A 22,269-nucleotide genomic window follows, 5' to 3' on the forward strand; every position below is an offset into this window, starting at 1 on the left:
TCGGGGGCTCTCGCTGTGGGAAGCCGGGCATCGAGGGACGGGAACGTGCAGCTCTCGCATGCCCCGGCGGGCACCCCGTCGCGAAGGACTGGAAGACGAGATTGAGGCGTATACCCTGGCCTTCGAGCGTCTGCGCGAACGAGCGCTCGATCCGGAGGCGTCAGCTCGGCGGATCGCTGAGATTCGCGATGGCTGGGCGTAGAGACAAGGAGTGACGACATGTCGGCGCCAGCCTTTTCCAGCGCCAATTGGCGCAAGAGCACGCGCAGCAATGCGGCGGACGCCTGCGTCGAGGTGGCGGCCTCCGCGGACGGCTTCGCTGGCGTGCGCGACTCCAAGGAGCGGGGCTGCGGTGCGATCCTCGCGTTCGACCGCAGGCAGTGGGCGGCGTTCGTCGCCGACCTCAAGAGCGGGGATCTCGACTCCCGCTGAGAGCGGCTCAAGACCGGCCGTGACGACGGCTGAACCATGACCACGGAGGCCCCCGGCCGCGTTTCGGTCGGGGGTCTCCGCTGTGGGGTGCGGGCATCTCGGGCTGAGCAAGCCGCTTCGCGCTACTCCGTGCGTCCGAGCTGCGTTCGTCGTGATGGGCCTGGGCAAGTCCGCTCAGGCGGAGATGATGAGAGAGGCCGTGCTCATCGCGGGGATGACGACGGGGCGGGAGCGTGCGGCATGAGGCAGGCAGACCGCTGGCGTACGTCGAGCTACAGCGGAAATCAGACCAATTGCGTCGAGGTCGGTCGCGTCGGTGATGGTGCTGCGGTTCGCGATACGAAGGACCGGGGTGCCGGGTACTTCACCGCGACCGGTGCGCAGTGGTCGGCGTTCGTCGATGCGGTCAAGGCCGGCCGTTACGACGGCTGAACCGCGACCACGGAGTCCTCGACCGGCGTTCCGGTTGCTCTCGCTGCGGGAATCCGGGCATCGAGGAACGGGAACGTGCAGCTCTCGCACGCCCTTTGGCGGCTGCGCGGATGCTGGAAGACGAGATCGTGGCGCATACCGTGGCTTTCGAGCGTCTGCGCGAACGCGCGCTCGACCTTGAGGCGTCAGTTCCGCGGATCGCGGAGATTCGCGATAGTTGGGCGTAGCGGCGACAACGTCGGAGAATGCCTGGAAACCGCGACCCGGGCAGTCGATGTGCGCCTCATCGTCCCTGCCCGAGAAGCGTCCCGCCAAATCGAAGTCGATCTTGGGTGTCACCGGCCGCCGGGTTGGGATACGGTGATCTTCGGGGAGGAGCGCGGCGCCTGACGTGCTGCTAGCGCGCGGACGGGCCGGTGTGCTCCGGGCCCTGGAGGTGTCACCGATCGACACTGCGCGCAGGCCGGTTCGACGGCCGTCCGGACGGCTGTCGGCTGGGGAAGCGCGGACGAATACAGTGCGCAGGAGGAGAATTCATGAAGTCGTGGCGTTCCCGCGCCCGCGTCGGCATCATCGCCGGCATCGCAGCGGCCACCCTTCCGATGGCCGCTGCCACCGCTGTTGCCGAGCCCCCGCCCGGCGACGGCTGGCACAATCCCGGCGCCCTCCACTACGACTCGAAGTCGGACTGCGAGGCCTCGGAGATCGACCCCGCCAAGGAACAGGGCTACAGTGAGGTGTGGTGCGACGGGCCCGGCGGGCCCGGCACCTACCTGGTCTATTACCGCTGATCCCTGACGCGTGGCACAGGTCGGCCCTCCCCGGCGCGCAGTGCTGGGAGGGCCGACTGCCGTACGTGCCGGGCTGCCCGTCGGCACCGCCTCGACCACGCCCGGCACGCCGCCGGCTCACGGGCGGAAACCGCAACGACAGAATCCGGGCTTCGGTCGGCGGATCACCAGAAGTGGCCTTGGCCGTCCATGAGCCAGCCCTGGCCGCCGAGGGTGTCGGCGCTGAACTCGCCCGCTTCGGTCAGCTCGGGCGCGGTGTAGGTCGTCGGTTCCACGATGGTTCTCCTCTCCGTCCTGCCGCCGCTGGTCGGTGGCCGTGCCGCCAGTGCAGCTCAGCGCGGACGGCGTGCTCAACCGCGCTGACCGCGCATCACCTGTCCGCACCGGCCGGGACACCTGGAACGGGGACGTCGCGATCAGGGCAAGGCCGGTGCGGCGGAGATGACGAGGCAGGCCGCGAGCCAGGCCGCCGCGGCGACGGCTGCGGCGAGGATCGGGTAGATCGCGTTCTCCGGTTCGACGGCCTTCGTCCTGGCCCAACTGCTCGTGCCGAGGATGCCCGCGAGGACGAACAGCACGCCGGTGCCGCTGAACAGCAGCAGCGACGGGGTGCCCGCCGGGGCTCCGTTGCGGCTCGCGGTGATCACCATCAGCGTGACCGCGAGGGCGACCGCGCCGAGCGCGCACAGCCCGGTGGGGGTCCTGGGCAGCTCGTGCGCGCTCGCGACGGCGGCGCCACCGGTCCGCGTCCGGAGGCCGCCGGAGGGGCCGCGCCGTCGCGCCGGTTCCGCACCCGCCGCCGCCCTGGTCCGCAACGCGGCCAGCAGCGAAGCACCGCCGCCGATCACCGTGCCCAGACCGGTCAGCAGGTTGGCGATATCCGCGATGGACATTCCTGCATCATGGCGCCGGAATTCCGCGGGCGCGGTGGTTTTCGCCCAACCGCCGCGCAGGTTTTCCCCTCGACGCCGATGAAACCTCGCCGTTCATGAGCTGTTCATCCGCGCGACGGTGGAAAACCCTGCGGCGCCGGGCTTCGCGGCGTGATGATGGCCGCCACGGATCCGCGCCGACTCGCGGCGGGCCGCATCCGGTAGGGGGTACCGGTGTCCATCCGCACGACCGCGATCGCGCTCACCGCCGTGCTGTGCGCCGCGCTGCTGGGCGGGGCCGGCTACGTCCGGCTCTGCGTCGCGAACACCAACTGCGCGCAGGCGCAGGTGCGGGTGATCGCCGGCTCGGAGAAGACCCCGTTCTTCACCGATCCCCGGGTGCGCGACGCCCTCGCCGACCACGGCCTCGACGTGCAGGTCACCGGGAAGGGCTCGCGCGACCTGCACGACCAGCTCGAAGGGTACGACCTGGCGTTCCCGTCCAGCGCCCTGGCCGCCGAGCGGATCATCGCCGACCGGCCCGGACTGCGGCGGGAATCGCCGTTCTTCTCCCCGATGGTCGTGGCCACCTACACCGATTTCGCCGAGGCGCTGCGGCAGGCCGGGATCGCGCGGCCCGGCGACCGCCCGGGGACGTGGGTCTTCGACGTCGCGGCGTACCTGGAGCAGGTGCAGGCCGGCCTGCGCTGGCAGGACATCCCCGGCGTCCGGGGCCAGCCCGCGAGCAACGGGAACCTGGTGCTGGTCGCCACCACGAACCCGCGCTCCTCGAACTCCGCGGCCATGTACATCGCGATCACCAGCAACGTGTGGAACGGCGGGCGCATCGCCCAGCCCGAGGACATCCCCCGGCTGGCCCCGCTGATCGGGGAGAAGCTGTTCGCCGCCCAAGGAACCACCGGCCTCACCAGCGAGGAACCGTTCGACGTCTACACGGCCCCGCTGGGCAAGTCCCGCGCGCCGATGGTGCTGCTCTACGAGGCGCAGTTCATCGGCGCCCGCATCACCGACCCCGGGCGGATCACCGACGACATGGTGCTGATGTACCCGACGCCGACCGTGGTGGCCGACCACTCCTACGTCCCGCTCAGCCCGGAAGGCGAGGAGCTCGGCAGGCTGCTGGGCGACGACCCGGAACTGATCCGGCTGGCCGTCGAGCACGGCTTCCGCCCGCTGAAGACCGAGACGTTCACCGAGGTCCTCCGGGAGCAGGACGTCACCGTCCCCAGCCAGCTCGACGTGGTCCAGGCGCCCGCCTACGACACCCTGGAAGGACTCATCGATGCCATCCAGTAGCGGGTTGCGCGCCCTGGTCGTCGGGGCCTTGGCGGTGGTCCTGGCCGCGGGCTGCACCGGGCCGGAGCCGGGGGAGCCGGACCTGCGGGGCGCCCCGCACACCCTGCGGGTGCTCGGCAGCAGCGAACTCGCCGACATGCGCCCGATCCTCGACGAGGCGCGGCAGGCGACCGGGGTGTCGGTCGAGCTCACCGGGATCGGCAGCGTGGAGGGCACCGAACTGCTGCGCTCCGGCCACGCCGACGGCCGCTACGACGCCACCTGGTTCGCCTCCGACCGCTACGTCTCGCTGTACCCGGAGGCGCGGGACCGGCGCGGGGACAGCACCAAGATCATGTCCTCGCCGGTGCTGCTGGGCCTGCGCGCCTCCACCGCCGCCGAGCTCGGCTGGGACCGCGCGGCACCGAGCTGGCTGGACATCGCCGAAGCGGCCGAGCAGCGCCGGTTCTCCTTCGGCATGACCAATCCCGCGAAGTCCAACTCCGGGATGTCCGCGCTGGTGGGCATCGCCACCGCGCTCGCCGACACCGGATCGGCGCTCGACGTGGACCAAGCGCGCCGCGCCCTGCCGGAGCTGCGCGGGTTCTTCGCGGGGCAGACGCTGACCTCCGGGTCCTCGGGCTGGCTGTCGCAGAGCTACCAGCGGCGCGGCTCCGCGGCCGGTGAACCCGTCGACGGGCTGGTGAACTACGAGTCGGTCCTGCTGTCGATGAACGCCTCCGGGGACCTGGACGAGCGGCTGGTGCCGATCCACCCGCGCGACGGGGTCGCCACCGCCGACTACCCGCTGACCCTGCTGCGCTCCGCCTCCGACGAGGCGCGCTCGGCCTACCAGCGGCTCACCGACTACCTGCGGTTGCCCCGGGTGCAGCAGCGGATCATGGAGCTCACCCACCGCCGGCCGATCACCGCGCAGGTGGAGCTGACCCCGGAGCTGCGCGATCACCCGATGTTCGAGCTGCCCTTCCCCGCCCGGCCCGCCGTCGTCGACGAGCTGCTCCTCGCCTACTTCGACCAGCTCCGCAGACCGACCCGCACCCTCTACGTGCTCGACACCTCCGGGTCGATGCGGGGCGACCGGCTCAGCGCGCTCAAGGACGCCCTCGGCTCGCTCACCGGCGCGGGGGAGACCTCGCGGTTCGACCGGTTCCACAACCGGGAGCAGGTCACCTTGCTGCCGTTCAACAGCACCGCGGGCCCGGCCGCGACGTTCGACATCCCGGAACGCGATCCCGGGCCGGTGCTCGCCGACATCCGCGCGCACGGCGAGCGCCTGGGCGCGTCCGGGGAGACCGCGCTCTACGACGCGCTGCTGGCGGCGTTCGCGCTCGCCGCCGAGCAGGGGGCCGCCGACCCCGACCGGTTCACCTCGATCGTGCTGATGACCGACGGGGAGAACAACCGGGGCCGCAGCCTCGCGGAGTTCACCGCCGCCCCGCGGCCCCCCGTGCCGGTCTTCCCGATCCTGTTCGGGGAGGGCAACGTCGAGGAGATGCGCGCGGTCGCCGACGCCACCGGCGGGAAGGTCTTCGACGCCCGGGCCCAGTCCCTGACCCGGGTGTTCGCCGAAGTCCGCGGCTACCAGTAGGGCCGCGCCCCCTCCGCGGGAAGACCTCGATGCGGCGAAAGCGATCACCCGTTGGGCGTGCGGAGCCGATCTCACCGAACGCATCGTGATCGACCTGCCTACCGTCCGTGGTCATGGTCCTTTCCAGATCGCAGGTGCTCGGCGCCGGAGCGGCGGGCGCGACGCTCGTCGCCGCGGTGCTCACCGCCCCGTGGAGCGCGGTGGCCCAGCAGGGCACTGTGGCGGAGAGCTCGCTGCTCCAGGTCACCATCCCCGGCATCCCGGGCCTCGACGTGCCGTCGTACGGCGGGACCCTCGGCGACGTCTCCTCCGGACCCGGCACCAACGTCGTGACCTGGGACCAGAGCGACCCCGACGGCGTGCTCGACTACGTCGGCGGCTGGTACGGCACCCCGGCACCACCGGCGACCAGCACGGTCCTGGTCAACGACGACGTGGGCTCGCGCGAAGCCGAAGCGGCGGGCAACGGCTTCGGCCTCGGACTGGTCCCCGGAGCGCCCAACCTGATCAGCTTCGGCTCGGTGCACACCTACGCCCGGTGCACCCAAGCGCCGCTGCCCCCCTCGGCGCAGGCCTACGCGCGGACCGACGAGAACGCGATCTACCTCTTCGACGACGTCACCCGGCCGCTCACCGAAGGCGACAACCAGGCCTCGGTCACCGGCGACCAGCTCGGCATCCCCGGCGTCGCCAGCGGCGACCTGACCATCAACGTCCAGCACGTCGAGGAGACCTGGGACTACGGGGCGCGCGCCGCGATCGTTATCGAGATCAGCGGCGTGCTCCGCGACGAGAACGGCGACGTCGTCCACGAGGGCCCGCTGATGTCGCTCACCGCGGGCGAGGTCCAGGTCGACTGCACCGACGAGGACGTCCCACCCACCACGACACCGGAGCCACCACCCACCACGACCACGGACCCGACGGACCCGCCGACCACGACGACGGAGCCGACGGACCCGCCGACCACGACGACGGAGCCGACGGACCCGCCGACCACGACGACCGCGACGCCCACGGAGCCGACGGAGCCGACGGAGCCGCCCACCACCGGCACCGAACCGCCGAGCACGTCGGAGCCACCGGGCGGGCTGCCGGGTGACGACGATCCGACGCGACCGGGCGATCCCGATCAGCTCGCGCAGACCGGCACCTCCGTCGCCCCGCTGCTCGGTCTGGCCGCGGCGCTGCTCCTGCTCGGTCCGCTGGTGCTGCTCGCCGTTCGCCGCCGGTCCTGAGCGCGAACGAACGCCCGGGCGCGGACGGCCCCGGTCGTCCGGTTCGCGTTCCGAGTGGTGCGCGCGGGTGGTGCGGTCGCCGCACTCGATCGGGTGGGCCTCACTCGTGGCTCGAACGGGTGAGCCGCTCCCCGGTGGTCGCTCAGGCCGGCTGCCAGAGGACGCAGGCCGGGCGCTGCGCGGTGAGGCAGTACTCGGCGACGGCCTCGCTGACCTGGTCCAGCGGCAGCGACGCGGTGGTCGGGTAGTGCCGGGTGCCCGCGGCGTCCTTCGGCAGGAGCGGCGCGTCGGGCGGGGCGTCGGGGTTGTGCGAGTCGACGTGGTCGTCGGCGGTGGTGAAGGTCAGCGCGCCCCATCCCGGTGTCGTCGCGATGGCCAGGTGGTGCGCCTCGGGGCCGACGCGGAGTTCCGCGTACGGGGTGGTCAGCAGCGCCCGCACCAGCTCCGCGACCTCGCTCGGAGTCCGCGCGTACCGGGTGTCGTCGCCGAGGACGCCTGTCACCACGATGCCCGTCTCGGTGGTCGTCATGATCGTGCCTTTCCGCTCAACGTCGATCTGTCGTCGGCGGCACCGCCGTCGTGGTCGCGATTGTTCAGCACCGCTGATCCGCAGGCATTCCCCTGGAACTGCGATGTTCGTCGCCGCGTCACCCGAAGGGGTTGGCGCGTGGCCGTTTTCGCGACGGAACCGCTGGTGGGCGGCTTGGTCGCGGAGCGTGTGAAAACCGCCACGCCCGGTCGCCGCGCTACGGTGGGGAACCGCCTTCCCGAAAGGATTTCGCATGGACCTGGACGGGCTCGCGCACCGCCTCCGCGACTTCGCCGCCGCCCGCGACTGGGAGCAGCACCACTCGCCGAAGAACCTGGTGATGGCGCTCGGCGGCGAGGTCGGCGAGCTCACCGCCCTGTTCCAGTGGCTGACCGAGCAGGAGTCGGCGACCGCCGCGCACGATCCCCGGCTCGGCCCGCAGGTCCGCGACGAGCTCGCCGACGTGCTGATCTACCTGGTCCGCCTCGCCGACCGCCTCGACGTCGACCTGCTCGCCGAAGCCGAGGCGAAGGTGCAGCGCAACGAGACCCGCTTCCCGGCCCCGGGGGACTAGCGGTCGAGCAGCTGCGCGACGTCCTCGGCGGCGAGGCCGCAGGCGCCGGCGTGGTCGCGCATGATGTCGCCGGCGGCGCCCGCGGTGTCCGAGCGGGCCCAGTCCCGCTGGACCTCCAGCAGGTACTGCAGCCAGGTCATCGGCTGCACGCCCGCCTGGACCATGCGCTGCACCGCGCGGTCGTGGGTCTCGGGGCTGACCCCGCCGCTGGCGTCGGTGATCGCGTAGGCGTCGTAGCCGGATTCGACCGCGCAGAGGGCGGGCATCAGGACGCCGACCTCGGTCCAGACCCCGGCGACGACGACCTTGGGCTTGCCGCTGCGTTCGATGCGCCGGCGGACGGGGTCGTCCTGCCACGGGTTCAGGGTGGTGCGCTCGATCCACCGCTCGGTGTCCGGGAACGCCTCGCGGAGGCCCCGGACCAGCTCGCCGCCGGAGCCCAGCGGCAGGACGCTGGTGATGATCGTCGGGATGCCGAACAGCGCGGCGGTCCGGGCCAGGCCGGTGGTCGCCTCGGCGAGGCGCTCCACCGGTTGCGAGCCCACCGCGGCGCCCATCGTGCTCTGGTGGTCGACGAGCAGCAGCACGTGGTCGTGCGGGGTGAGCAGGCGACGGCTCGGCTCCGCCTCCCCGATGCCGGTCGGTTCCATCGGCACGTCCCTTCTCGCGGTGGGTTCACGGTGGCCCAGTGCCGAGCGGAGCGCACGTCGCCGACATGCCGGGGACGGCGCGCCGTCTCATCTCACTCGATCGGGTGGCTACCGGCGGGTGAACTCCGCGTCCGGCGCCGGAAGCGGGCGCATCCGCACCGTGCGTGATGATCACCGGGGACGTCACATCCCCCGCGGAGCCGGTTCACCGAGAATCGCGGGCGGGTGCGACGGACGGTGCGCCCGGCCCATTCCAGCCGGTATTCCACTACCCGGTCGGGTTATGCTCGGAATTGCCGCAAAACCGCCCGGCCAAACCGCGCGGACCGGCGCCGGCGCTGTTACCTTCACACCGAAGTCGGAGCTAGTTCGACAATTCTTCCCCGGCCCCGTTGACGCTCCCGGCCGACCCGCGACGAGTCGCGGCGGCGTGGAGGAGGAAAGCGCAATGGCATTTCCGGAAAAACCCGCGAGCCGTGGTTTCGCGGTCCTGTCCCTGCTCGGTGCGCTGTGCTCGGTCACCGCCCCGCAGGCCGTCGCGGATGTGCACTCCGCCCATGTCGGGAGCGCCCCGGACGTCCCCTCCCCGGGCTCCCGCCGGTCCGCGCCACCTGCTGCTTCGGCGTTGACCGTGCATCCGGTGACGACCGGCGTGATCACCAGCGGGTTCGGTCCGCGCGGCGGCACGATGCACAAGGGCGTGGACATCGCGAACGCGATCGGCACGCCGATCCACGCCGCCGCCGACGGCACCGTCGTGGCCGCCGGACCGGCCCGCGGATTCGGCCGGTGGATCAGAATTGCGCACGGGTCGGAGACCGTTTCCGTCTACGGCCACATCAATGCCGCATTCGTGTCCACCGGACAACGGGTCGCGGGGGGCCAGCTCATCGCGAGCATGGGAAACCGCGGCCAGTCCACCGGACCCCACCTGCACTTCCAGCTCGAAGTGCGCGGGCAGGCCGTCGACCCCGCCCTGTTCTACCGCGATGCGGGGGCGTCGTTGCGGTGGTGAACCCGGCGCGGACCCCCGCGCCGGCCCGCCGACCCCAACCGCCACCCGGTTGTGACTCCACGCACGGCCGCTGCCACAGTGTCAACCCCCGGATGTGGGTGGTGGCCGGAGGCGCTGCGGTGGGCACCGGCGGGTGCCAGGGCCCAGCGCAGGGACGATCACGCGGCGCGCACGACGTGGGCCGTTCGGCCCTCCGACCTTCACCCCGCTGGCCGATTGTCTTCGTGCTCCGGGAGCTACTTCGATTCGCGAAGACGCCGGAAGGATCGATGTGATGGAGCGAGTGGACGCGGCGGGGATCGTCGGTGGTGGGGTGCTCACCGAAGGTGCGCGACCGCAGGACTGGGAGCGCCGGATCGCGGAGCGGTCCGAACTGCTCTACCGGGGGCGGCTGCTGCGGCGCCTGCTCCTGCTGTGGGCGGGGCCCGGTACCGCCGTGCTCGGCGCGCTGGGGATCGGGGCCGAGGTGTTATGGCGATCGCCGTGGATCACGGGTGCCGTTGCGGTGATCGCGGTGGGGTCGCTCGCCGTGTCGGCGCGACTGCTGTACGGGCAGCACTTTAAGGTCCGCGCGGTGGAGACGGAACTGCGCGCGCTGGAAAGCGCCCATCGGGAACACCTGCTGGAAGAACTCGGGTACGGCGACCTGCTCGCGGCGCACAAGCGCTACCGCGCCCAGTTGCCCGCCCTCATCGAGCGCTACCGGGGCGAGGCCCGGCGCAACCGGTGGAAGGACAACGCGCTGCAAGGCGTGGTGATCGGCGGCTCGATCGTCGGCGCGACGGTGTCGGCGACCGCGGTGTCGTTCGCCGCGAGCCGCTGGTACGCGGTGGCGTTGTGCCTGCTCGTCGCGGTCGCCGCCGCGTTCGCCGGATACGCCCACTACCGGGACCGCTGCCACTCGTGGCAGCAGACCGCCGACTGGCTGGAGCGGGAGTACGAGTCGGTGGAGCTCCGCGTCGGCCGCTACCGCAAGTTCGAGGACGAGCGCGAGGCCTACGCCGAGTTCGCCGACGCGATCGAGGCGCTGCGGTCGGAGCGGTCCCGCACCGCGCGGGGCGCGGACGCGCTCGGGCAGTAGCCGCGGTTCGCGTCGTCGCCACTGGGAAGAGGGAAGGTGAACTCGATACCGACCACGCGGAGTTCACTTTTCCCCCGGGTGTGATCGCTGAATCGTGGTTGCCCTTTCTTCCGTAATCTCCGCCGGGCACGGCAATCCGGCCTGTGCAGAGAGGAGCAAGACGATGAAGCGCACCTTCACCGCGGCCTGCGCCGTGCTGGCGAGCGGCGCCGGCGTGGTCGGCATGGCCGGTGCCGCGCACGCGGCCCCCGCGCCCGAGCAGCCCGCCGTCCCGCTGGACGGCCGCACCTCCGACGTGCTGCACAAGGTCCCGAAGGCCGTCGGCGAGGTCGTGGCGCTGGCCGAGGAGGTCGGCACGACCGGTTCCCTGAAGCCGGTGACCGACGCGGTCTCCCACGCCACCACCGGGCACACCCTGGGCACCTACGAAGTCGACCTGAGCAAGCCGCTGCCGGTCGGCCGGGTGGTCCCGATGGACCAGGCGCCCGCGGTGCTGACCCCCGTCACCGGCGTGGTCGGCGGTGCCGCCGAGCAGGTCACCGGCACCGCCCAGCAGCTCACCGGAGCGGCCCAGGGCCGCGCCGAGCAGGGCGTTCTCCCGCCGCTCGGCGTGCCAATCGTCGACCAGCTGCTGCACAACGCCATCAACCAGTCGGAGAACGGCCGCAGCGGTGGCGCGAGCGCGCTGGACCCGGTCACCGACCTGCTCACCCACGGCCCGCTCGGCGGGGACATGCAGCTCGGCCGGTGATCGCGCCGACCGCACCGGACGCACCCGATGGCCCCCGCTCGACCCGGCGGGGGCCATCGGGTGCGTCCGGTGCGGTCGCGCGCTCGGGGTGGCGGCCAGGTGGAGCACCTGGCCCACTGAGCTACTGGGCCGTCCGGGTGTTCCTCGGCCCCCGCGCGTCAGGGCCGCACGGGTGTGCGGTCCCCCGCGGGGGAGGACGAGATGATCTGGTGCGTTCTGACGATCGCGGTGCTCGCCGCGCTCGGCGCCGCTCCGGCGCTGCGCAGGCGGGTGCTGCGCGAGCGCGCGGTGGCGCGGGTCCGGGCGGAGCTCGCCCGCAGACCGCTGCGCGCGGGCAACCGAACGGAGGTGCTGTGGCCGACGCTGAACCGCTGTCCGTCGCGGGAGCGGTCGCCGACGCGCTGAGCAGGCTCGGCCGGGCGACCGGCAGGCTGGGGGCCGCCGCGGACCGGGTGACCTATCTGCTGCTGGCGATCCTGGAGCGGGAGGGACCGCTGCGCACCGGTGCGCTCGCCGAGGCCACCCACGCCGACCCGTCCACGATCAGCAGGCAGATCGCGCGGCTGGTGGACGACGGCCTGGTGCGGCGCACCGCCGACCCGGCCGACGCGCGGGCGACGCTGCTGGGCATCACCGAGGCGGGCCAGGAGCACCTGGACGCCTCCCGCAGCCGCCGGAACCGGGCGCTGGCGATGCTGCTCGCCGAGTGGGACCCGGCCGACCGCGAGGCGCTGCGCGAGCTGCTCGGCCGGTTCGTCGAGGACTTCGAGCAGCGGCTGCCCGAGGTGCGCGCGCAGCTCGACGCCGACTGATCCCGGACCGAGTTGTCCACAGGTTCCGAGGTTGTCCACAGCCCTGTGGACAACTCCACCGGGAACGACGAGGGCCCCCGCCGCACGCAGCGGGGAGGGCCCGGTGGGGTGCGAGCGGTCAGTGGCCCTGGGCCTGGTGCCGCTCGTAGGAGCGCTTGATCTCGCTCTCGGCCTCGTCCCGGCCGACCCACGTCGCGCCCTCCACGCTCTTGCCGGGCTCCAGGTCCTTGTAGACCTCGAAGAAGTGCTGGATCTCCAGCTTGTAGAACTCGGAGAGGTGGTGGACGTCGCGCAGGTGCTCCTGGCGCGGGTCGTCGGAGGGCACGCAGATGACCTTGTCGTCGCCGCCCTTCTCGTCGCGCATCCGGAACATGCCGATGGCGCGCGACTTGATCAGGCAACCCGGGAAGGTCGGCTCCTGGACCAGCACCAGCGCGTCCAGCGGGTCGCCGTCCTCGCCGAGGGTCTCCTCGATGAACCCGTAGTCGGCCGGGTACTGGGTGGCGGTGAACAGCGTGCGGTCGAGACGGATGCGTCCCGTCTCGTGGTCCACCTCGTACTTGTTCCGGTTCCCCTTGGGGATCTCGATCGTGACGTCGAAGTCCACGCGGTTCCTCACTCGTCTTGCGTCGGGTGCGGTCGCGCGCTCGCGCCCGCGACCACGTTCTAGTGTGGACCACGACCGCTGCCCGGGCCCCACCGCAGTGCGGGAGCTCGCATCTGGCAATCTGGGAGCTCGTCGAGGAGGAGCACGTGCCCGATCCCCAGAAGCCCGGGGGCGAGGTGCCCGAAACCGACGTCAGGGCGTCATCGCCGGAGGACCCGGTGAGCGAGGCGAAACCGGGTGGTCAGCAGCCGGAATGGCCCGCCGACGACCACGCCGTCAGCACCGCACCGGAGTCCACCCCGCCCACCGTGACCGAGGACACCACCACCCCCGACGGGGACGGCGGGACCGCGCGCCCACCGAAGTGGGGACCGGTCGCGGGCAACCTCGACGCCACGACCCCCACCGCCGAGCCGACGGGCTCCGATCAGGCCGAACCCGGGGAGGCGCCGAGCGCCGAGCCCGGCGCGGCGGCCGACCTCACCTCGTCCGACCAGCCCGAAGACCGGGCGACCGACCGCGCCGAGGACTCCGCGGCCGACGCACCGGCCGAGCGGACCGCCGCCACCGACGAGCCCGAGCGGGCCGAGCCGACGGCAGCGGACCAGCCGACCGAACCCGCGGACGAGGACGGACCGGCCGAGCAGCCCGAATCGGCCGAGCAGCCCGAATCGGCGGTGCCGACCGCCCAGACGTCCGAAGCGGCCGACCGGCCCGAGGAGCCTGCTCGGGCCGAGGAGCCTGCGCAGGCCGACGACGCGGCGAAGGCCGAGGAGCCTCCGCAAGCGGCGGACGCGCCGGAAGCCGAACAGCAGGTGCAGGCCGAGGACGCAGCGGAAGCCGGGGAAGCCGAACCGGCTCCGCGGACCGGTGCGCCCGCTGAGGTCGAGCAGGACAGCGCGGTCGTGCGCGCCGAAGAGACCGGGTCGGCAGGAGCCACCGACCCGGCAGAACCGGCCGAGCAGGCCGAAGCGGAACCCGCCGAGCGGGCTGAACCGGCCGAGCAGGCCGAAGCGGCTGAGCGGGCTGAGCCGGCCGAGCAGGCGGAACCGGCTGGGCAGGATGAGCCGACCGAGCAGGCGGAACCGGCCGAGCGGACCGAATCGGCCGAGCGAGCTGAATCGGCTGAGCGTGCCGAACCGGTGCCTCAGGACGAGCACGCCGACTCGGCACCAGCCATCGACTCGGCGGAACCGGCCGAGCGATCCGGAGCCGAGCAGGCCGAATCGGCTGAGCAGGCCGAACCGGCGGCCCAGAATGAGCGGGCCGAGTCGGATGCCGGTGGTGCGGAGGACCACGCCGAGGACGCCGTACCGGCGGAGGATGCGGAGACGGCGGACCGGGTGACGACGGACCGGGAGGCCGGGTCCGAGCCGTCCGGCGAGCCCGAGCCGACCGGGGCGACTGCTCCGGCCGAGGCGGGACCTGCCGAGCCCCAGGTCGCGCAGGACGACTCCGCGCCGGAGGCGGCGCTGTCGGCCGAGGCGGCACCGGCCCCGCAGGCACCGGCCCCGGCCGAGCCGAGCAGCGACGAGCAGGTCACCGAGCGTCCGGCCGAGGTCGCCGAGCGGCCGGAGGAGCTCGCTGAGCGTCCGGCCGAGGTCGCCGAACAGCCGGAGGCGCCCGCCGATCGCTCCGACGCGGCCGGACCGGCGAGCGCGGCAGCGGACGTCGCCGAGGGGGCTCGGGAGCCCGGGAGCCCGTCGGCGGAGCGGGAGGAGCCGCCGACCCCGCCGCACGGCCTGCCCCTGCCGCCCTGGCCCACGGGGCCCGGCGCGGCCCAGCCGCCCGCACCGCCTCCGCCCGCGACTCCGCCGCCGTCGGGGCCGCCGCCGGAGAGCCCGGCCGAGCGGACCCAGCAGTTCCGCCCGGTGGAGTCGACGCAGTTCATCCAGCGGGTCGAGGAGCCGCCGCGCGTCGAGCGGTCCCAGGGGATCGCGCCGGTCGAGCGGACCCAGCAGATCCCGCGCGTCGAGCCCACCGAGCAGCGACCGGCGCCCGACCCGGGCCCGGCGACCACGCGCATCCCGGCGGTGCCGCCGTCCGACGTCGAGCGCACGCAGCAGTTCGCCCGCCCGGACTTCGGCGCCGAACCACCGCGCACCGCGCGCCCGGAGGACTTCGCCGGGGTGGGCGTGCCCAGCGCCAACCAGCCCAACGCCAACCAGCCCAACGCGAACCAACCCGGCGCCGCCCCACCCGCTCCCGCGCCGCCCCCGGCGGCGCCGCAGCGCCGACCGGAACCGCGGCCCGCGCCGCCGCAGCCCGCGCCGGAACCGCCCCCGGCCCCGCCCGAGGCGCGCCCGGCGACCCGGCGGCGCTGGCCGCTGATCGCGGTGGCCGCGGTCGCCGTGGTGCTGCTCGTCCTCGGCGTGATCTTCGTGCCGGGGTGGATGCGCACCACCCGGATCGCCGAACCGCCCGCGCCGGTCCGGCTGGAACCGGAGATCACCGCGCTCGGCGGGTCGTCGGCGCCGAGCACGGCCGGGATCGACGCGGCGCTCGCCGAACCGCTGACCAACCCGGCGCTCGGCCAGTTCGCCGGGATCGTGTTCGACGCCAGCACCGGCGAGCCGGTGTGGCAGCGCGACGCGGGCACCTCGCTGGTGCCCGCCTCGACGGGCAAGGTCCTGTCGATGAGCGCCGTGCTGCTCGGGCTGGACCACGACAAGCGGTTCAGCACCAAGGTGGTGCGCGGTGCCGAGCCGGGCAGCGTGGTGCTGGTCGGCGGCGGTGACGTGACGCTGTCCGCGCTGCCGGCGGGCGAGGAGTCGTTCTACCCGGACGCGCCGAAGTTCGACGACCTGCTCGCCCAGGTGCGGGCCGCCACCGGCGGTCCGGTGACCTCGGTGCGGGTCGACACCAGCCGCTACACCGGTCCGCTGCTGGCCGAGGGCTGGCTGCCCGAGGACATCCCGGGCGGGTACGTCGCCCCGGTGCAGCCGGTGATGCTGGACGGCGGCCGGGCCGACCCGAAGGTGAACTACAGCCCGCGCCCGCCGGACCCCGCGCTGGAGGCGGGCAAGGCGCTGGCCGCCGAGCTCGGCGCCTCGTCGGTCTCGGCCGGGACCGCACCGCCGAACGCCCAGGTGCTCGGCGAGGTCGAGTCGGCGACGGTGCGGGAGCAGGTCGAGACGGTGCTCCGGCACTCGGACAACCTGCTCGCCGAAACGCTGATCCGCGAGCTCGCCATCGCCACCGGGCACCCGCCGTCGTTCGCCGGCGGCACCGCGGCGGTGCGGGAGGTGCTGACCCGCCACGGCTTCGACCTGACCGGGGTGCGGCTGGCCGACGGCAGCGGCTTGTCGACGGCGGACCGGGCGAACCCGAAGGTGCTCGGCTCGGTGCTGGCGGCGGCCCACGCCCCCGCCACGCCCGAAGGCGGGCTGCCGGAGCGCGCCGCGAAGCTGCGCGCGCTGCTGCCCGGGATCCCGGTGGCCGGTGGCTGGGGCAGCCTCGACGATCGCTTCCAGGGCACCCCCGGCCAGGGTTGGGCCCGGGCCAAGACCGGCACGCTCAGCGGGGTGAACAGCCTGGCGGGCTCGGTGCTCACCGAGGACGGCCGATTGCTGGTGTTCGCGCTGATGTCCAACGGCACCAGCCCGGAGGAGGCCCGCCCGGCGCTCGACGACGTGGTGGACGCCCTGCGCGGCTGCGGCTGCGGCTGACATCCGTCCGGCCGCGCCGATCACGGGTACCGTCGGAGCTGTGAACGCCGGACCCACCGCGGCGCCCCGCCGGGACGCCGCCGCTCCCGCCCCGCTGAACTGGGACGTCGCCGTCGCGACGGCTTCCCGGCTGATCAAGCCAGGTCCGGAGGTGCCCCGCGCGGAGGCCGAGCGCGCGGTGCGCGGCCTGCGCCGGTTCAGCGTCAAGGCGGAGTCGCACGTCCGCGAGGTGACCGGGCTGGGCCAGGACCTGCCCATCGCCGAGGGCGACGTGGTCGACCGGCGGGACTGGCTGCGCGGCGCCGCCGAGGGCCTGGACCTGCTCACCGAGGACGCCATGGCCGCCGTGGACGGCGGTGAGCGGAGCCCGGCGGGGGACTTCTTCGGCGGGCTCAGCGCCCGCGGTGCGGGCGTGCAGGCCGGGGTGGTGCTGGCCTACCTGGGCAGCAAGGTGCTCGGCCAGTTCGACCCCTACGGTGCGGCCCCGGTGCCCGGCCAGCGCGGTCGGCTGCTGCTGGTGGCGCCCAACATCGTCGCCGCGCAGCGCGGTCTCGGCGTGCCCGCCGAGGACTTCTCGATGTGGGTCTGCCTGCACGAGTCCACCCACCGGCTCCAGTTCAACGCGGTGCCGTGGCTGCGCGAGCACTTCGCCCGCAACCTCGGCGAACTGCTCGGCGCGATGGAGGGCGGCGCGGCCGAGGTGCTGGGGCGGTTGCCCGCGGCGCTGCGCGAGGTGCGGTCCGGCCGCCCGGCCGACGCCAGCCCGGGCGTGCTCGGCGTCGTCGAGCTGCTGCAGGGCCCGGAGCAGCGGGAGGTGCTGGACCGCATCCTGGCGCTGTCCACGCTGCTGGAAGGCCACGCCGATCACGTGATGGACGCCGTGGGGCCCCGGGTGGTGCCCAGCGTGACCACCATCCGCGCGCGGTTCACCCAGCGCCGCAACGGCGGCGGCCCGGTGGACCGGGTGTTGCGCAGCCTGCTCGGGGTGGACGCCAAGATCCGCCAGTACGCCCAGGGTGCGGCGTTCACCGAGCACGTGGTGGGCGCCGTCGGCATGTCCGGCTTCAACGCGGTCTGGGCTTCGCCGGAGCACCTGCCGACCCGCGCCGAGATCACCGATCCCGCCGCCTGGCTGCGCCGCGTCCACGGCTGACCCGCGCCCGCGCCGGGGCGTCGGCGGCGGCGAGAATGGGCGGGTGCCGCCCCACCCCGCCGTCAGCGCGACGCGCGTCGCCGTGCGCACCCTGCTCGACCGCACCCGCCGAACCGGTCCGGTGGCGGTGGCCTGTTCGGGCGGCGCCGATTCGCTGGCGCTGGCCGCGGCGAGCGCGCACGTCGCGACCAGGCGCGGCATCGACATGCACGGGCTGGTGGTGGACCACGGCCTGCAACCGGGCTCGGCCGAGGTGGCGGCGCGGGCCGCCGAGCAGCTCCGCGAGCTGGGCTGCGCCGAGGTCCGGGTGCTCGACGTCGAGGTGACCGGCCCCGGCGGGACCGAGGCCGCCGCGCGCCGGGCCCGGTACGCGGCGCTGGACGCCGCGCGCCCCGGCGGGTTGGTGCTGCTCGGGCACACCCTCGACGACCAGGCGGAGACGGTGCTGCTCGGGCTCGGCCGGGGCTCCGGACCCCGGTCGATCGCCGGGATGCGCCCGCTCGACCCGCCGTGGGGACGTCCGCTGCTGGACGTGCGCCGGGCCACCACCGAGGCGGCCTGCGCGGCGCAGGGCCTGGTCCCGTGGCGCGATCCGCACAACGCCGACGAGCGGTTCACCCGTGTGCGGTTGCGCACAGCGGTGCTGCCGCTGCTGGAGGAGGTGCTCCAGGGCGGGGTGGCGCCCTCGCTGGCCCGCACCGCCCGGCAGCTCCGGGAGGACGTCGACGCGCTCGACGGGCTCGCCGAGGAGCTGCTGCCGCTGGTCGCGGCGGGTCCGGAACTGGACGCGGCGGCGCTGGCCGGGCACCCCGGGGCGCTGCGCAGGCGGGTGCTGCGGAGCTGGTTGCGCGCGCGAGGTGTTCCGCAGATCACCGACGCCCAGCTCCGCGCGGCCGATGCCCTCGTGGCCGACTGGACCGGGCAGGGCGGCCCGGCGCTGCCCGGCGACTTTGTGCTGCGCCGGACACGTGGCAGGCTGCTGCTCACAGCGGCGCAACGCGGGGTGGCGAATGGCTGAACATCCGCGGACGAGTCGAGTCGGGAAGAGGGGAAGCCGGGCCGTGTACGACGGCGACATCGCATCGGTGCTCATCAGCGAGCAGCAGATCAACGACAAGATCCGCGAGCTGGCCGACCAGGTCGGTGCGGACTACGGGACCGACCGGGGCAGCGACCTGGTGCTGGTCGGCGTGCTCAAGGGCGCGGTCATGTTCATGACCGACTTCGCCCGGGCGCTGGACCAGCCGGCGCAGCTCGAATTCATGGCGGTGAGCTCCTACGGCTCGTCGACCTCCTCGTCGGGCGTGGTGCGCATCCTCAAGGACCTCGACCGCGACATCGCCGGCCGGCACGTGCTCATCGTCGAGGACATCATCGACTCCGGGCTCACCCTGTCCTGGCTGCTCAAGAACCTCCAGTCGCGGGGCCCCGCCTCGCTGGAGGTCTGCGCGCTGCTGCGCAAGCCGGACGCCGTGCAGGTCGACGTGCCGGTGAAGTACGTGGGCTTCGACATCCCGAACGAGTTCGTCGTCGGGTACGGGCTGGACTACGCCGAGCGGTACCGGGATCTGCCGTACATAGGCACCCTCGACCCCAAGGTCTACACGTCTGGGGTCTGATCAGTCGGTGTCCGTGGTCCCGTTGCGTGGCGGTGCCGGTGGCGGAACCTCAGCGGCCTGCTCGCTCCGGGAGCCGCTCCTCATGTACAAGCGCGTACACGGCGTCGCGGCTGTCCTCGCGAAAAGGCCGCTGAGAACCCGCTCCGGTGCAAGTTGCGAGGGTGGGGCAAGGCGGAAGCGGCTTTCGCCGCTTGCCTGACGGCGGTTCCGTTTGGCGCGCTCACCCAGGTGGCGAACGGCCCGGACGGCGGTTGCGTGGTCGCTGATCGGGGCCGGTCCGGTGGGGTCGGGCACATCGGGTGGGGTGGTGGGGGCGTGTTCGCCCTCGGCGGAGCGTGTCCGGATTCCGCCCCTGCGTCCAGGTCCGTGACCGCTGCGGGAGTACGCTCGGTGTTCCGCGTAACGCTCGGCATGGTCGTGCCGACGCATGGGCCGGTACGCTGGTCTGAAGGGGTTGACGGCCATGACGACCCTCGTCAAGCCGAGCACGCCGTCGCCCGAAGTGACAGTCAGGGAGGGTCGAGGCCGCCCGCCGGCCGCAAGTGAATGGACCGAAAGCGCCTGCTCCGCAACCCGCTGCTGTGGATCCTTGCAGCGTTCCTGCTGATCTACGCCTTCAGCGTGCTGTTCGACGAGACCCGCGCCTACCGCGAGGTCTCGACGTCGGACGCGCTGGAGCAGATCGCGCAGGGCAAGGTGGCCGACGCGACCATCGAGGACAAGGAGCAACGGGTTCGGCTGACCCTGAAGGAAGGTCAGTCCTTCGCCGACAGTTCCCTGCTGATCGCGCAGTACCCCGCCGGAGCCACCAACCAGATCGTCGACGAGATCCGCAGCGCCGACGTCCCGCAGTGGAACACCAAGGTCACCCAGGACTCGATCTGGATGACCCTCCTGCTGTACCTGGTGCCGATCGGCATCCTGGTGCTGCTGCTCATGTGGATGATGAACAACGTCCAGGGCGGCGGCAACCGGGTGATGAACTTCGGCAAGTCCAAGGCCAAGCAGCTCACCAAGGACATGCCGCAGACGTTGTTCACCGACGTCGCGGGTGCCGACGAGGCCGTCGAGGAACTCCACGAGATCAAGGACTTCCTGCAGAACCCCGGCCGGTACCAGGCGCTCGGCGCCAAGATCCCGAAGGGCGTGCTGCTCTACGGCCCGCCGGGCACCGGCAAGACCCTGCTGGCCAGGGCGGTCGCCGGTGAAGCCGCCGTGCCGTTCTACTCCATCTCCGGTTCCGACTTCGTCGAGATGTTCGTCGGCGTCGGCGCGTCCCGCGTGCGCGATCTGTTCGAGCAGGCCAAGCAGAACGCGCCGTGCATCATCTTCGTCGACGAGATCGACGCGGTGGGGCGCCAGCGCGGCGCCGGGCTCGGCGGCGGCCACGACGAGCGGGAGCAGACTCTCAACCAGCTCCTCGTCGAGATGGACGGCTTCGACTCGCGCGGCGGCATCATCCTGATCGCCGCCACCAACCGGCCCGACATCCTGGACCCGGCGCTGCTGCGCCCGGGCCGCTTCGACCGGCAGATCCCGGTCTCGGCGCCGGACATGCGCGGTCGCCGCGCCATCCTCGGGGTGCACTCCAAGGGGAAGCCGCTGGCGCAGGACGCCGACCTGGAGGGCCTGGCCAAGCGCACCGTGGGCTTCTCCGGCGCCGACCTGGAGAACGTGGTCAACGAGGCCGCGCTGCTCACCGCGCGGGAGAACGGCCAGCTCATCACCGGTCCCGCGCTGGAGGAAGCGGTCGACCGCGTGATCGGCGGCCCGCGCCGCAAGAGCAAGATCATCTCGGAGCGGGACAAGAAGATCACCGCCTACCACGAGGGCGGGCACGCGCTGGCCGCGTGGGCGATGCCCGACCTGGAGCCGGTGTACAAGCTGACGATCCTGCCGCGCGGTCGCACCGGCGGGCACGCCCTCGTCGTCCCCGAGGACGACAAGGACATGATGACCCGCTCGGAGATGATCGGCCGGCTGGTGTTCGCGCTGGGCGGTCGCTCGGCCGAGGAGCTGGTGTTCCACGAGCCGACCACGGGTGCCTCCAGCGACATCGAGCAGGCGACGAAGATCGCCCGCGCGATGGTCACCGAGTACGGCATGACCGCCCGGCTCGGCGCGGTCAAGTACGGCAAGGAGGAGGGCGACCCGTTCCTGGGCCGCACCGCCGGCCAGCAGCCGAACTACTCGCTGGAGGTCGCGCACGAGATCGACGAGGAGGTGCGCCGGCTCATCGAGGCCGCGCACACCGAGGCGTGGGAGATCCTCAACACCTACCGCGACATCCTCGACGACCTCGTCCTGGAGCTGATGGACCAGGAGACGCTGAACCGCAAGGACTTGGAGCGCATCTTCGCCGACGTGGAGAAGCGCCCCCGGATCACCGCGTTCAACGACTTCGGTGGCCGCACGCCGTCGGAGAAGCCGCCGATCAAGACCCGCGGCGAGCTCGCCAAGGAGCGCGGTGAGCCGTGGCCCCCGGTCGAGGAGCAGCCGACTCCGACGCCGACCCCGATCGGCGGTCCCCAGGGCAACGGCACCGCCGGTGCCCAGCAGGGCGACCCGCAGCAGCAGCCCCAGGGCCAGCCGCCTCAGGGACAGCCCCAGGGGCAGCCGCCGCAGGGACAACCCGAGGGGCAGCAGCCCCAGGGCCAGCAGCCGCAGCCGCAGGGCCAGCCCCCGCAGCAGGGGCAGCCGACCCCGGCGGGCGCCTACCAGGGCACGGTGCAGTTCCAGAACCCGCAGGCCCAGTACGGGCAGGTCCCGCACGCGGTGCCGCCGAACTACGGGGCGCCGCCCGGCTGGACCCCGGCGACCTCGCCGGGCGGTCCGGGCTACCCGGCGCCGCAGCAGCAGGGCCAGTACTACAACCCGCAGGGCGGGCAGTACCAGCCCCAGCAGCAGGGCGGCCCGCAGCAGCCCGCCCAGGGCAACCAGTACGACTGGGTGCCGTCCTGGGAGCGCGGGCAGCAGCAGCCGCCGACCGGAGAGCAGAACGGCACGGGCGGGTCGGAGCCGACGACCGGTGGCGACACCGGCAAGGAGTCCGGGGCCGAGGGCGGCTCGGAGCGGCCGCCGGACAACGGCAACGGCACCACGAACCGCTGACTCCGGTGTCGGGGTCCCCGCCCACCCGG

22 protein-coding genes are annotated in these 22,269 nt (G+C 73.1%); 17 read left to right on the forward strand and 5 right to left on the reverse strand.

Features of this window, described 5'->3' with window-relative positions:
* The first annotated feature begins 219 nt into the window (after positions 1-219).
* The 3 genes from ACQP0T_RS01895 (at position 220) to ACQP0T_RS01905 (ending at position 1,655) form a co-directional block, all read left to right on the forward strand.
* Positions 220-432: a DUF397 domain-containing protein gene (locus tag ACQP0T_RS01895; RefSeq protein ID WP_433871007.1), complete on the forward strand. Its 213-nt coding sequence runs from the start codon at positions 220-222 to the stop codon at positions 430-432.
* Between the two features lie 240 nt (positions 433-672).
* On the forward strand, positions 673-864 hold the full coding sequence (locus ACQP0T_RS01900; protein WP_433871008.1) for a DUF397 domain-containing protein: 192 nt from the start codon (positions 673-675) through the stop codon (positions 862-864).
* 536 nt (positions 865-1,400) lie between these two features.
* Positions 1,401-1,655 carry a hypothetical protein gene (locus ACQP0T_RS01905; RefSeq protein ID WP_433871009.1) on the forward strand — a complete coding sequence of 85 codons (255 nt, stop codon included), beginning with the start codon at positions 1,401-1,403 and terminating at the stop codon, positions 1,653-1,655.
* Between the two features lie 164 nt (positions 1,656-1,819).
* On the opposite strand, the gene ACQP0T_RS01910 is transcribed toward ACQP0T_RS01905, so the two are convergent.
* Both ACQP0T_RS01910 and ACQP0T_RS01915 read right to left on the reverse strand, forming a co-directional pair.
* Positions 1,820-1,930 carry a lasso RiPP family leader peptide-containing protein gene (locus ACQP0T_RS01910; RefSeq protein WP_433871010.1) on the reverse strand — a complete coding sequence of 37 codons (111 nt, stop codon included), beginning with the start codon at positions 1,928-1,930 and terminating at the stop codon, positions 1,820-1,822.
* Between the two features lie 141 nt (positions 1,931-2,071).
* Complete coding sequence (locus ACQP0T_RS01915) at positions 2,072-2,548, reverse strand: hypothetical protein (RefSeq protein ID WP_433871011.1); 477 nt, start codon at positions 2,546-2,548, stop codon at positions 2,072-2,074.
* 213 nt (positions 2,549-2,761) lie between these two features.
* Here ACQP0T_RS01915 and ACQP0T_RS01920 point away from each other — a divergent pair, with 213 nt between their 5' ends.
* The 3 genes from ACQP0T_RS01920 (at position 2,762) to ACQP0T_RS01930 (ending at position 6,670) form a co-directional block, all read left to right on the forward strand.
* On the forward strand, positions 2,762-3,844 hold the full coding sequence (locus ACQP0T_RS01920) for a hypothetical protein (protein WP_433871012.1): 1,083 nt from the start codon (positions 2,762-2,764) through the stop codon (positions 3,842-3,844).
* Positions 3,831-5,432: a VWA domain-containing protein gene (locus tag ACQP0T_RS01925; RefSeq protein WP_433871013.1), complete on the forward strand. Its 1,602-nt coding sequence runs from the start codon at positions 3,831-3,833 to the stop codon at positions 5,430-5,432. Before ACQP0T_RS01920 ends, ACQP0T_RS01925 begins: the two co-directional genes overlap by 14 nt.
* 113 nt (positions 5,433-5,545) lie before the next feature.
* The gene (locus tag ACQP0T_RS01930; protein ID WP_433871014.1) at positions 5,546-6,670 is read left to right on the forward strand and encodes an LPXTG cell wall anchor domain-containing protein; all 1,125 of its coding nucleotides are present in this window, start codon (positions 5,546-5,548) and stop codon (positions 6,668-6,670) included.
* Between the two features lie 142 nt (positions 6,671-6,812).
* Here the strand turns inward: ACQP0T_RS01930 and ACQP0T_RS01935 are convergent, their stop codons facing one another.
* On the reverse strand, positions 6,813-7,199 hold the full coding sequence (locus tag ACQP0T_RS01935) for an Imm1 family immunity protein (protein ID WP_433871015.1): 387 nt from the start codon (positions 7,197-7,199) through the stop codon (positions 6,813-6,815).
* 253 nt (positions 7,200-7,452) lie between these two features.
* Here ACQP0T_RS01935 and ACQP0T_RS01940 point away from each other — a divergent pair, with 253 nt between their 5' ends.
* Complete coding sequence (locus ACQP0T_RS01940; protein WP_433871016.1) at positions 7,453-7,773, forward strand: nucleotide pyrophosphohydrolase; 321 nt, start codon at positions 7,453-7,455, stop codon at positions 7,771-7,773.
* Here the strand turns inward: ACQP0T_RS01940 and ACQP0T_RS01945 are convergent.
* Positions 7,770-8,423 (reverse strand): isochorismatase family protein, encoded by a 654-nt coding sequence (locus ACQP0T_RS01945; RefSeq protein ID WP_433871017.1) that lies wholly within the window; start codon positions 8,421-8,423, stop codon positions 7,770-7,772. The genes ACQP0T_RS01940 and ACQP0T_RS01945 overlap by 4 nt on opposite strands.
* A gap of 430 nt (positions 8,424-8,853) precedes the next feature.
* Here ACQP0T_RS01945 and ACQP0T_RS01950 point away from each other — a divergent pair, with 430 nt between their 5' ends.
* From ACQP0T_RS01950 to ACQP0T_RS01970, 5 genes are all read left to right on the forward strand, one after another.
* Positions 8,854-9,438 (forward strand): M23 family metallopeptidase, encoded by a 585-nt coding sequence (locus ACQP0T_RS01950; RefSeq protein WP_433871018.1) that lies wholly within the window; start codon positions 8,854-8,856, stop codon positions 9,436-9,438.
* 274 nt (positions 9,439-9,712) lie between these two features.
* The gene (locus ACQP0T_RS01955) at positions 9,713-10,519 is read left to right on the forward strand and encodes a DUF4231 domain-containing protein (RefSeq protein ID WP_345358986.1); all 807 of its coding nucleotides are present in this window, start codon (positions 9,713-9,715) and stop codon (positions 10,517-10,519) included.
* A 163-nt stretch (positions 10,520-10,682) separates the two neighbouring features.
* Complete coding sequence (locus ACQP0T_RS01960; protein ID WP_433871019.1) at positions 10,683-11,270, forward strand: hypothetical protein; 588 nt, start codon at positions 10,683-10,685, stop codon at positions 11,268-11,270.
* Between the two features lie 201 nt (positions 11,271-11,471).
* Positions 11,472-11,675: a hypothetical protein gene (locus tag ACQP0T_RS01965; RefSeq protein WP_433871020.1), complete on the forward strand. Its 204-nt coding sequence runs from the start codon at positions 11,472-11,474 to the stop codon at positions 11,673-11,675.
* Positions 11,624-12,082, forward strand: coding sequence for a MarR family winged helix-turn-helix transcriptional regulator (locus ACQP0T_RS01970; RefSeq protein ID WP_433871021.1), 459 nt, complete (start codon positions 11,624-11,626; stop codon positions 12,080-12,082). The genes ACQP0T_RS01965 and ACQP0T_RS01970 overlap by 52 nt, the downstream gene beginning before the upstream one ends.
* Before the next feature lie 118 nt (positions 12,083-12,200).
* On the opposite strand, the gene ACQP0T_RS01975 is transcribed toward ACQP0T_RS01970, so the two are convergent.
* A complete protein-coding gene (locus ACQP0T_RS01975; RefSeq protein WP_433871022.1) occupies positions 12,201-12,689 on the reverse strand; it encodes an inorganic diphosphatase in 489 nt (162 codons plus the stop codon).
* A gap of 146 nt (positions 12,690-12,835) precedes the next feature.
* Between ACQP0T_RS01975 and dacB the strand changes: the two genes are divergently transcribed.
* The 5 genes from dacB to ftsH all read left to right on the forward strand — a co-directional run bounded on the left by dacB (position 12,836) and on the right by ftsH (position 22,240).
* Positions 12,836-16,357, forward strand: a complete 3,522-nt coding sequence (gene dacB, locus ACQP0T_RS01980) for a D-alanyl-D-alanine carboxypeptidase/D-alanyl-D-alanine endopeptidase (RefSeq protein WP_433871023.1) — start codon at positions 12,836-12,838, stop codon at positions 16,355-16,357.
* 40 nt (positions 16,358-16,397) lie between these two features.
* Complete coding sequence (locus tag ACQP0T_RS01985; RefSeq protein WP_433871024.1) at positions 16,398-17,510, forward strand: zinc-dependent metalloprotease; 1,113 nt, start codon at positions 16,398-16,400, stop codon at positions 17,508-17,510.
* Between the two features lie 43 nt (positions 17,511-17,553).
* Positions 17,554-18,528 carry a tRNA lysidine(34) synthetase TilS gene (tilS, locus tag ACQP0T_RS01990; protein ID WP_433871025.1) on the forward strand — a complete coding sequence of 325 codons (975 nt, stop codon included), beginning with the start codon at positions 17,554-17,556 and terminating at the stop codon, positions 18,526-18,528.
* Positions 18,529-18,571: 43 nt separating this feature from the next.
* Complete coding sequence (gene hpt, locus ACQP0T_RS01995) at positions 18,572-19,129, forward strand: hypoxanthine phosphoribosyltransferase (protein ID WP_433871026.1); 558 nt, start codon at positions 18,572-18,574, stop codon at positions 19,127-19,129.
* Between the two features lie 546 nt (positions 19,130-19,675).
* Positions 19,676-22,240 carry an ATP-dependent zinc metalloprotease FtsH gene (gene ftsH, locus ACQP0T_RS02000; protein ID WP_433871027.1) on the forward strand — a complete coding sequence of 855 codons (2,565 nt, stop codon included), beginning with the start codon at positions 19,676-19,678 and terminating at the stop codon, positions 22,238-22,240.
* The last annotated feature ends 29 nt before the right edge of the window (positions 22,241-22,269 follow it).

The sequence above is a fragment of the Saccharopolyspora sp. CA-218241 genome, assembly GCF_050954615.1.
GTDB classification, from domain to species: Bacteria; Actinomycetota; Actinomycetes; order Mycobacteriales; family Pseudonocardiaceae; genus Saccharopolyspora; species Saccharopolyspora cebuensis.

Bases quoted from the DNA above. Each gene is read 5' to 3' on its own strand.
- ACQP0T_RS01955 (WP_345358986.1), top strand. From the start codon at position 9,713: ATGGAGCGAGTGGACGCGGCGGGGATCGTCGGTGGTGGGGTGCTCACC.
- ACQP0T_RS01945 (WP_433871017.1), bottom strand. From the start codon at position 8,423: ATGGAACCGACCGGCATCGGGGAGGCGGAGCCGAGCCGTCGCCTGCTC.
- ACQP0T_RS01915 (WP_433871011.1), bottom strand. From the start codon at position 2,548: ATGTCCATCGCGGATATCGCCAACCTGCTGACCGGTCTGGGCACGGTG.
- ACQP0T_RS01965 (WP_433871020.1), top strand. From the start codon at position 11,472: ATGATCTGGTGCGTTCTGACGATCGCGGTGCTCGCCGCGCTCGGCGCC.
- ACQP0T_RS01900 (WP_433871008.1), top strand. From the start codon at position 673: ATGAGGCAGGCAGACCGCTGGCGTACGTCGAGCTACAGCGGAAATCAG.
- ACQP0T_RS01930 (WP_433871014.1), top strand. From the start codon at position 5,546: ATGGTCCTTTCCAGATCGCAGGTGCTCGGCGCCGGAGCGGCGGGCGCG.
- ACQP0T_RS01940 (WP_433871016.1), top strand. From the start codon at position 7,453: ATGGACCTGGACGGGCTCGCGCACCGCCTCCGCGACTTCGCCGCCGCC.
- ACQP0T_RS01925 (WP_433871013.1), top strand. From the start codon at position 3,831: ATGCCATCCAGTAGCGGGTTGCGCGCCCTGGTCGTCGGGGCCTTGGCG.
- ACQP0T_RS01935 (WP_433871015.1), bottom strand. From the start codon at position 7,199: ATGACGACCACCGAGACGGGCATCGTGGTGACAGGCGTCCTCGGCGAC.
- ACQP0T_RS01960 (WP_433871019.1), top strand. From the start codon at position 10,683: ATGAAGCGCACCTTCACCGCGGCCTGCGCCGTGCTGGCGAGCGGCGCC.
- ftsH (WP_433871027.1), top strand. From the start codon at position 19,676: ATGGACCGAAAGCGCCTGCTCCGCAACCCGCTGCTGTGGATCCTTGCA.
- ACQP0T_RS01905 (WP_433871009.1), top strand. From the start codon at position 1,401: ATGAAGTCGTGGCGTTCCCGCGCCCGCGTCGGCATCATCGCCGGCATC.
- ACQP0T_RS01895 (WP_433871007.1), top strand. From the start codon at position 220: ATGTCGGCGCCAGCCTTTTCCAGCGCCAATTGGCGCAAGAGCACGCGC.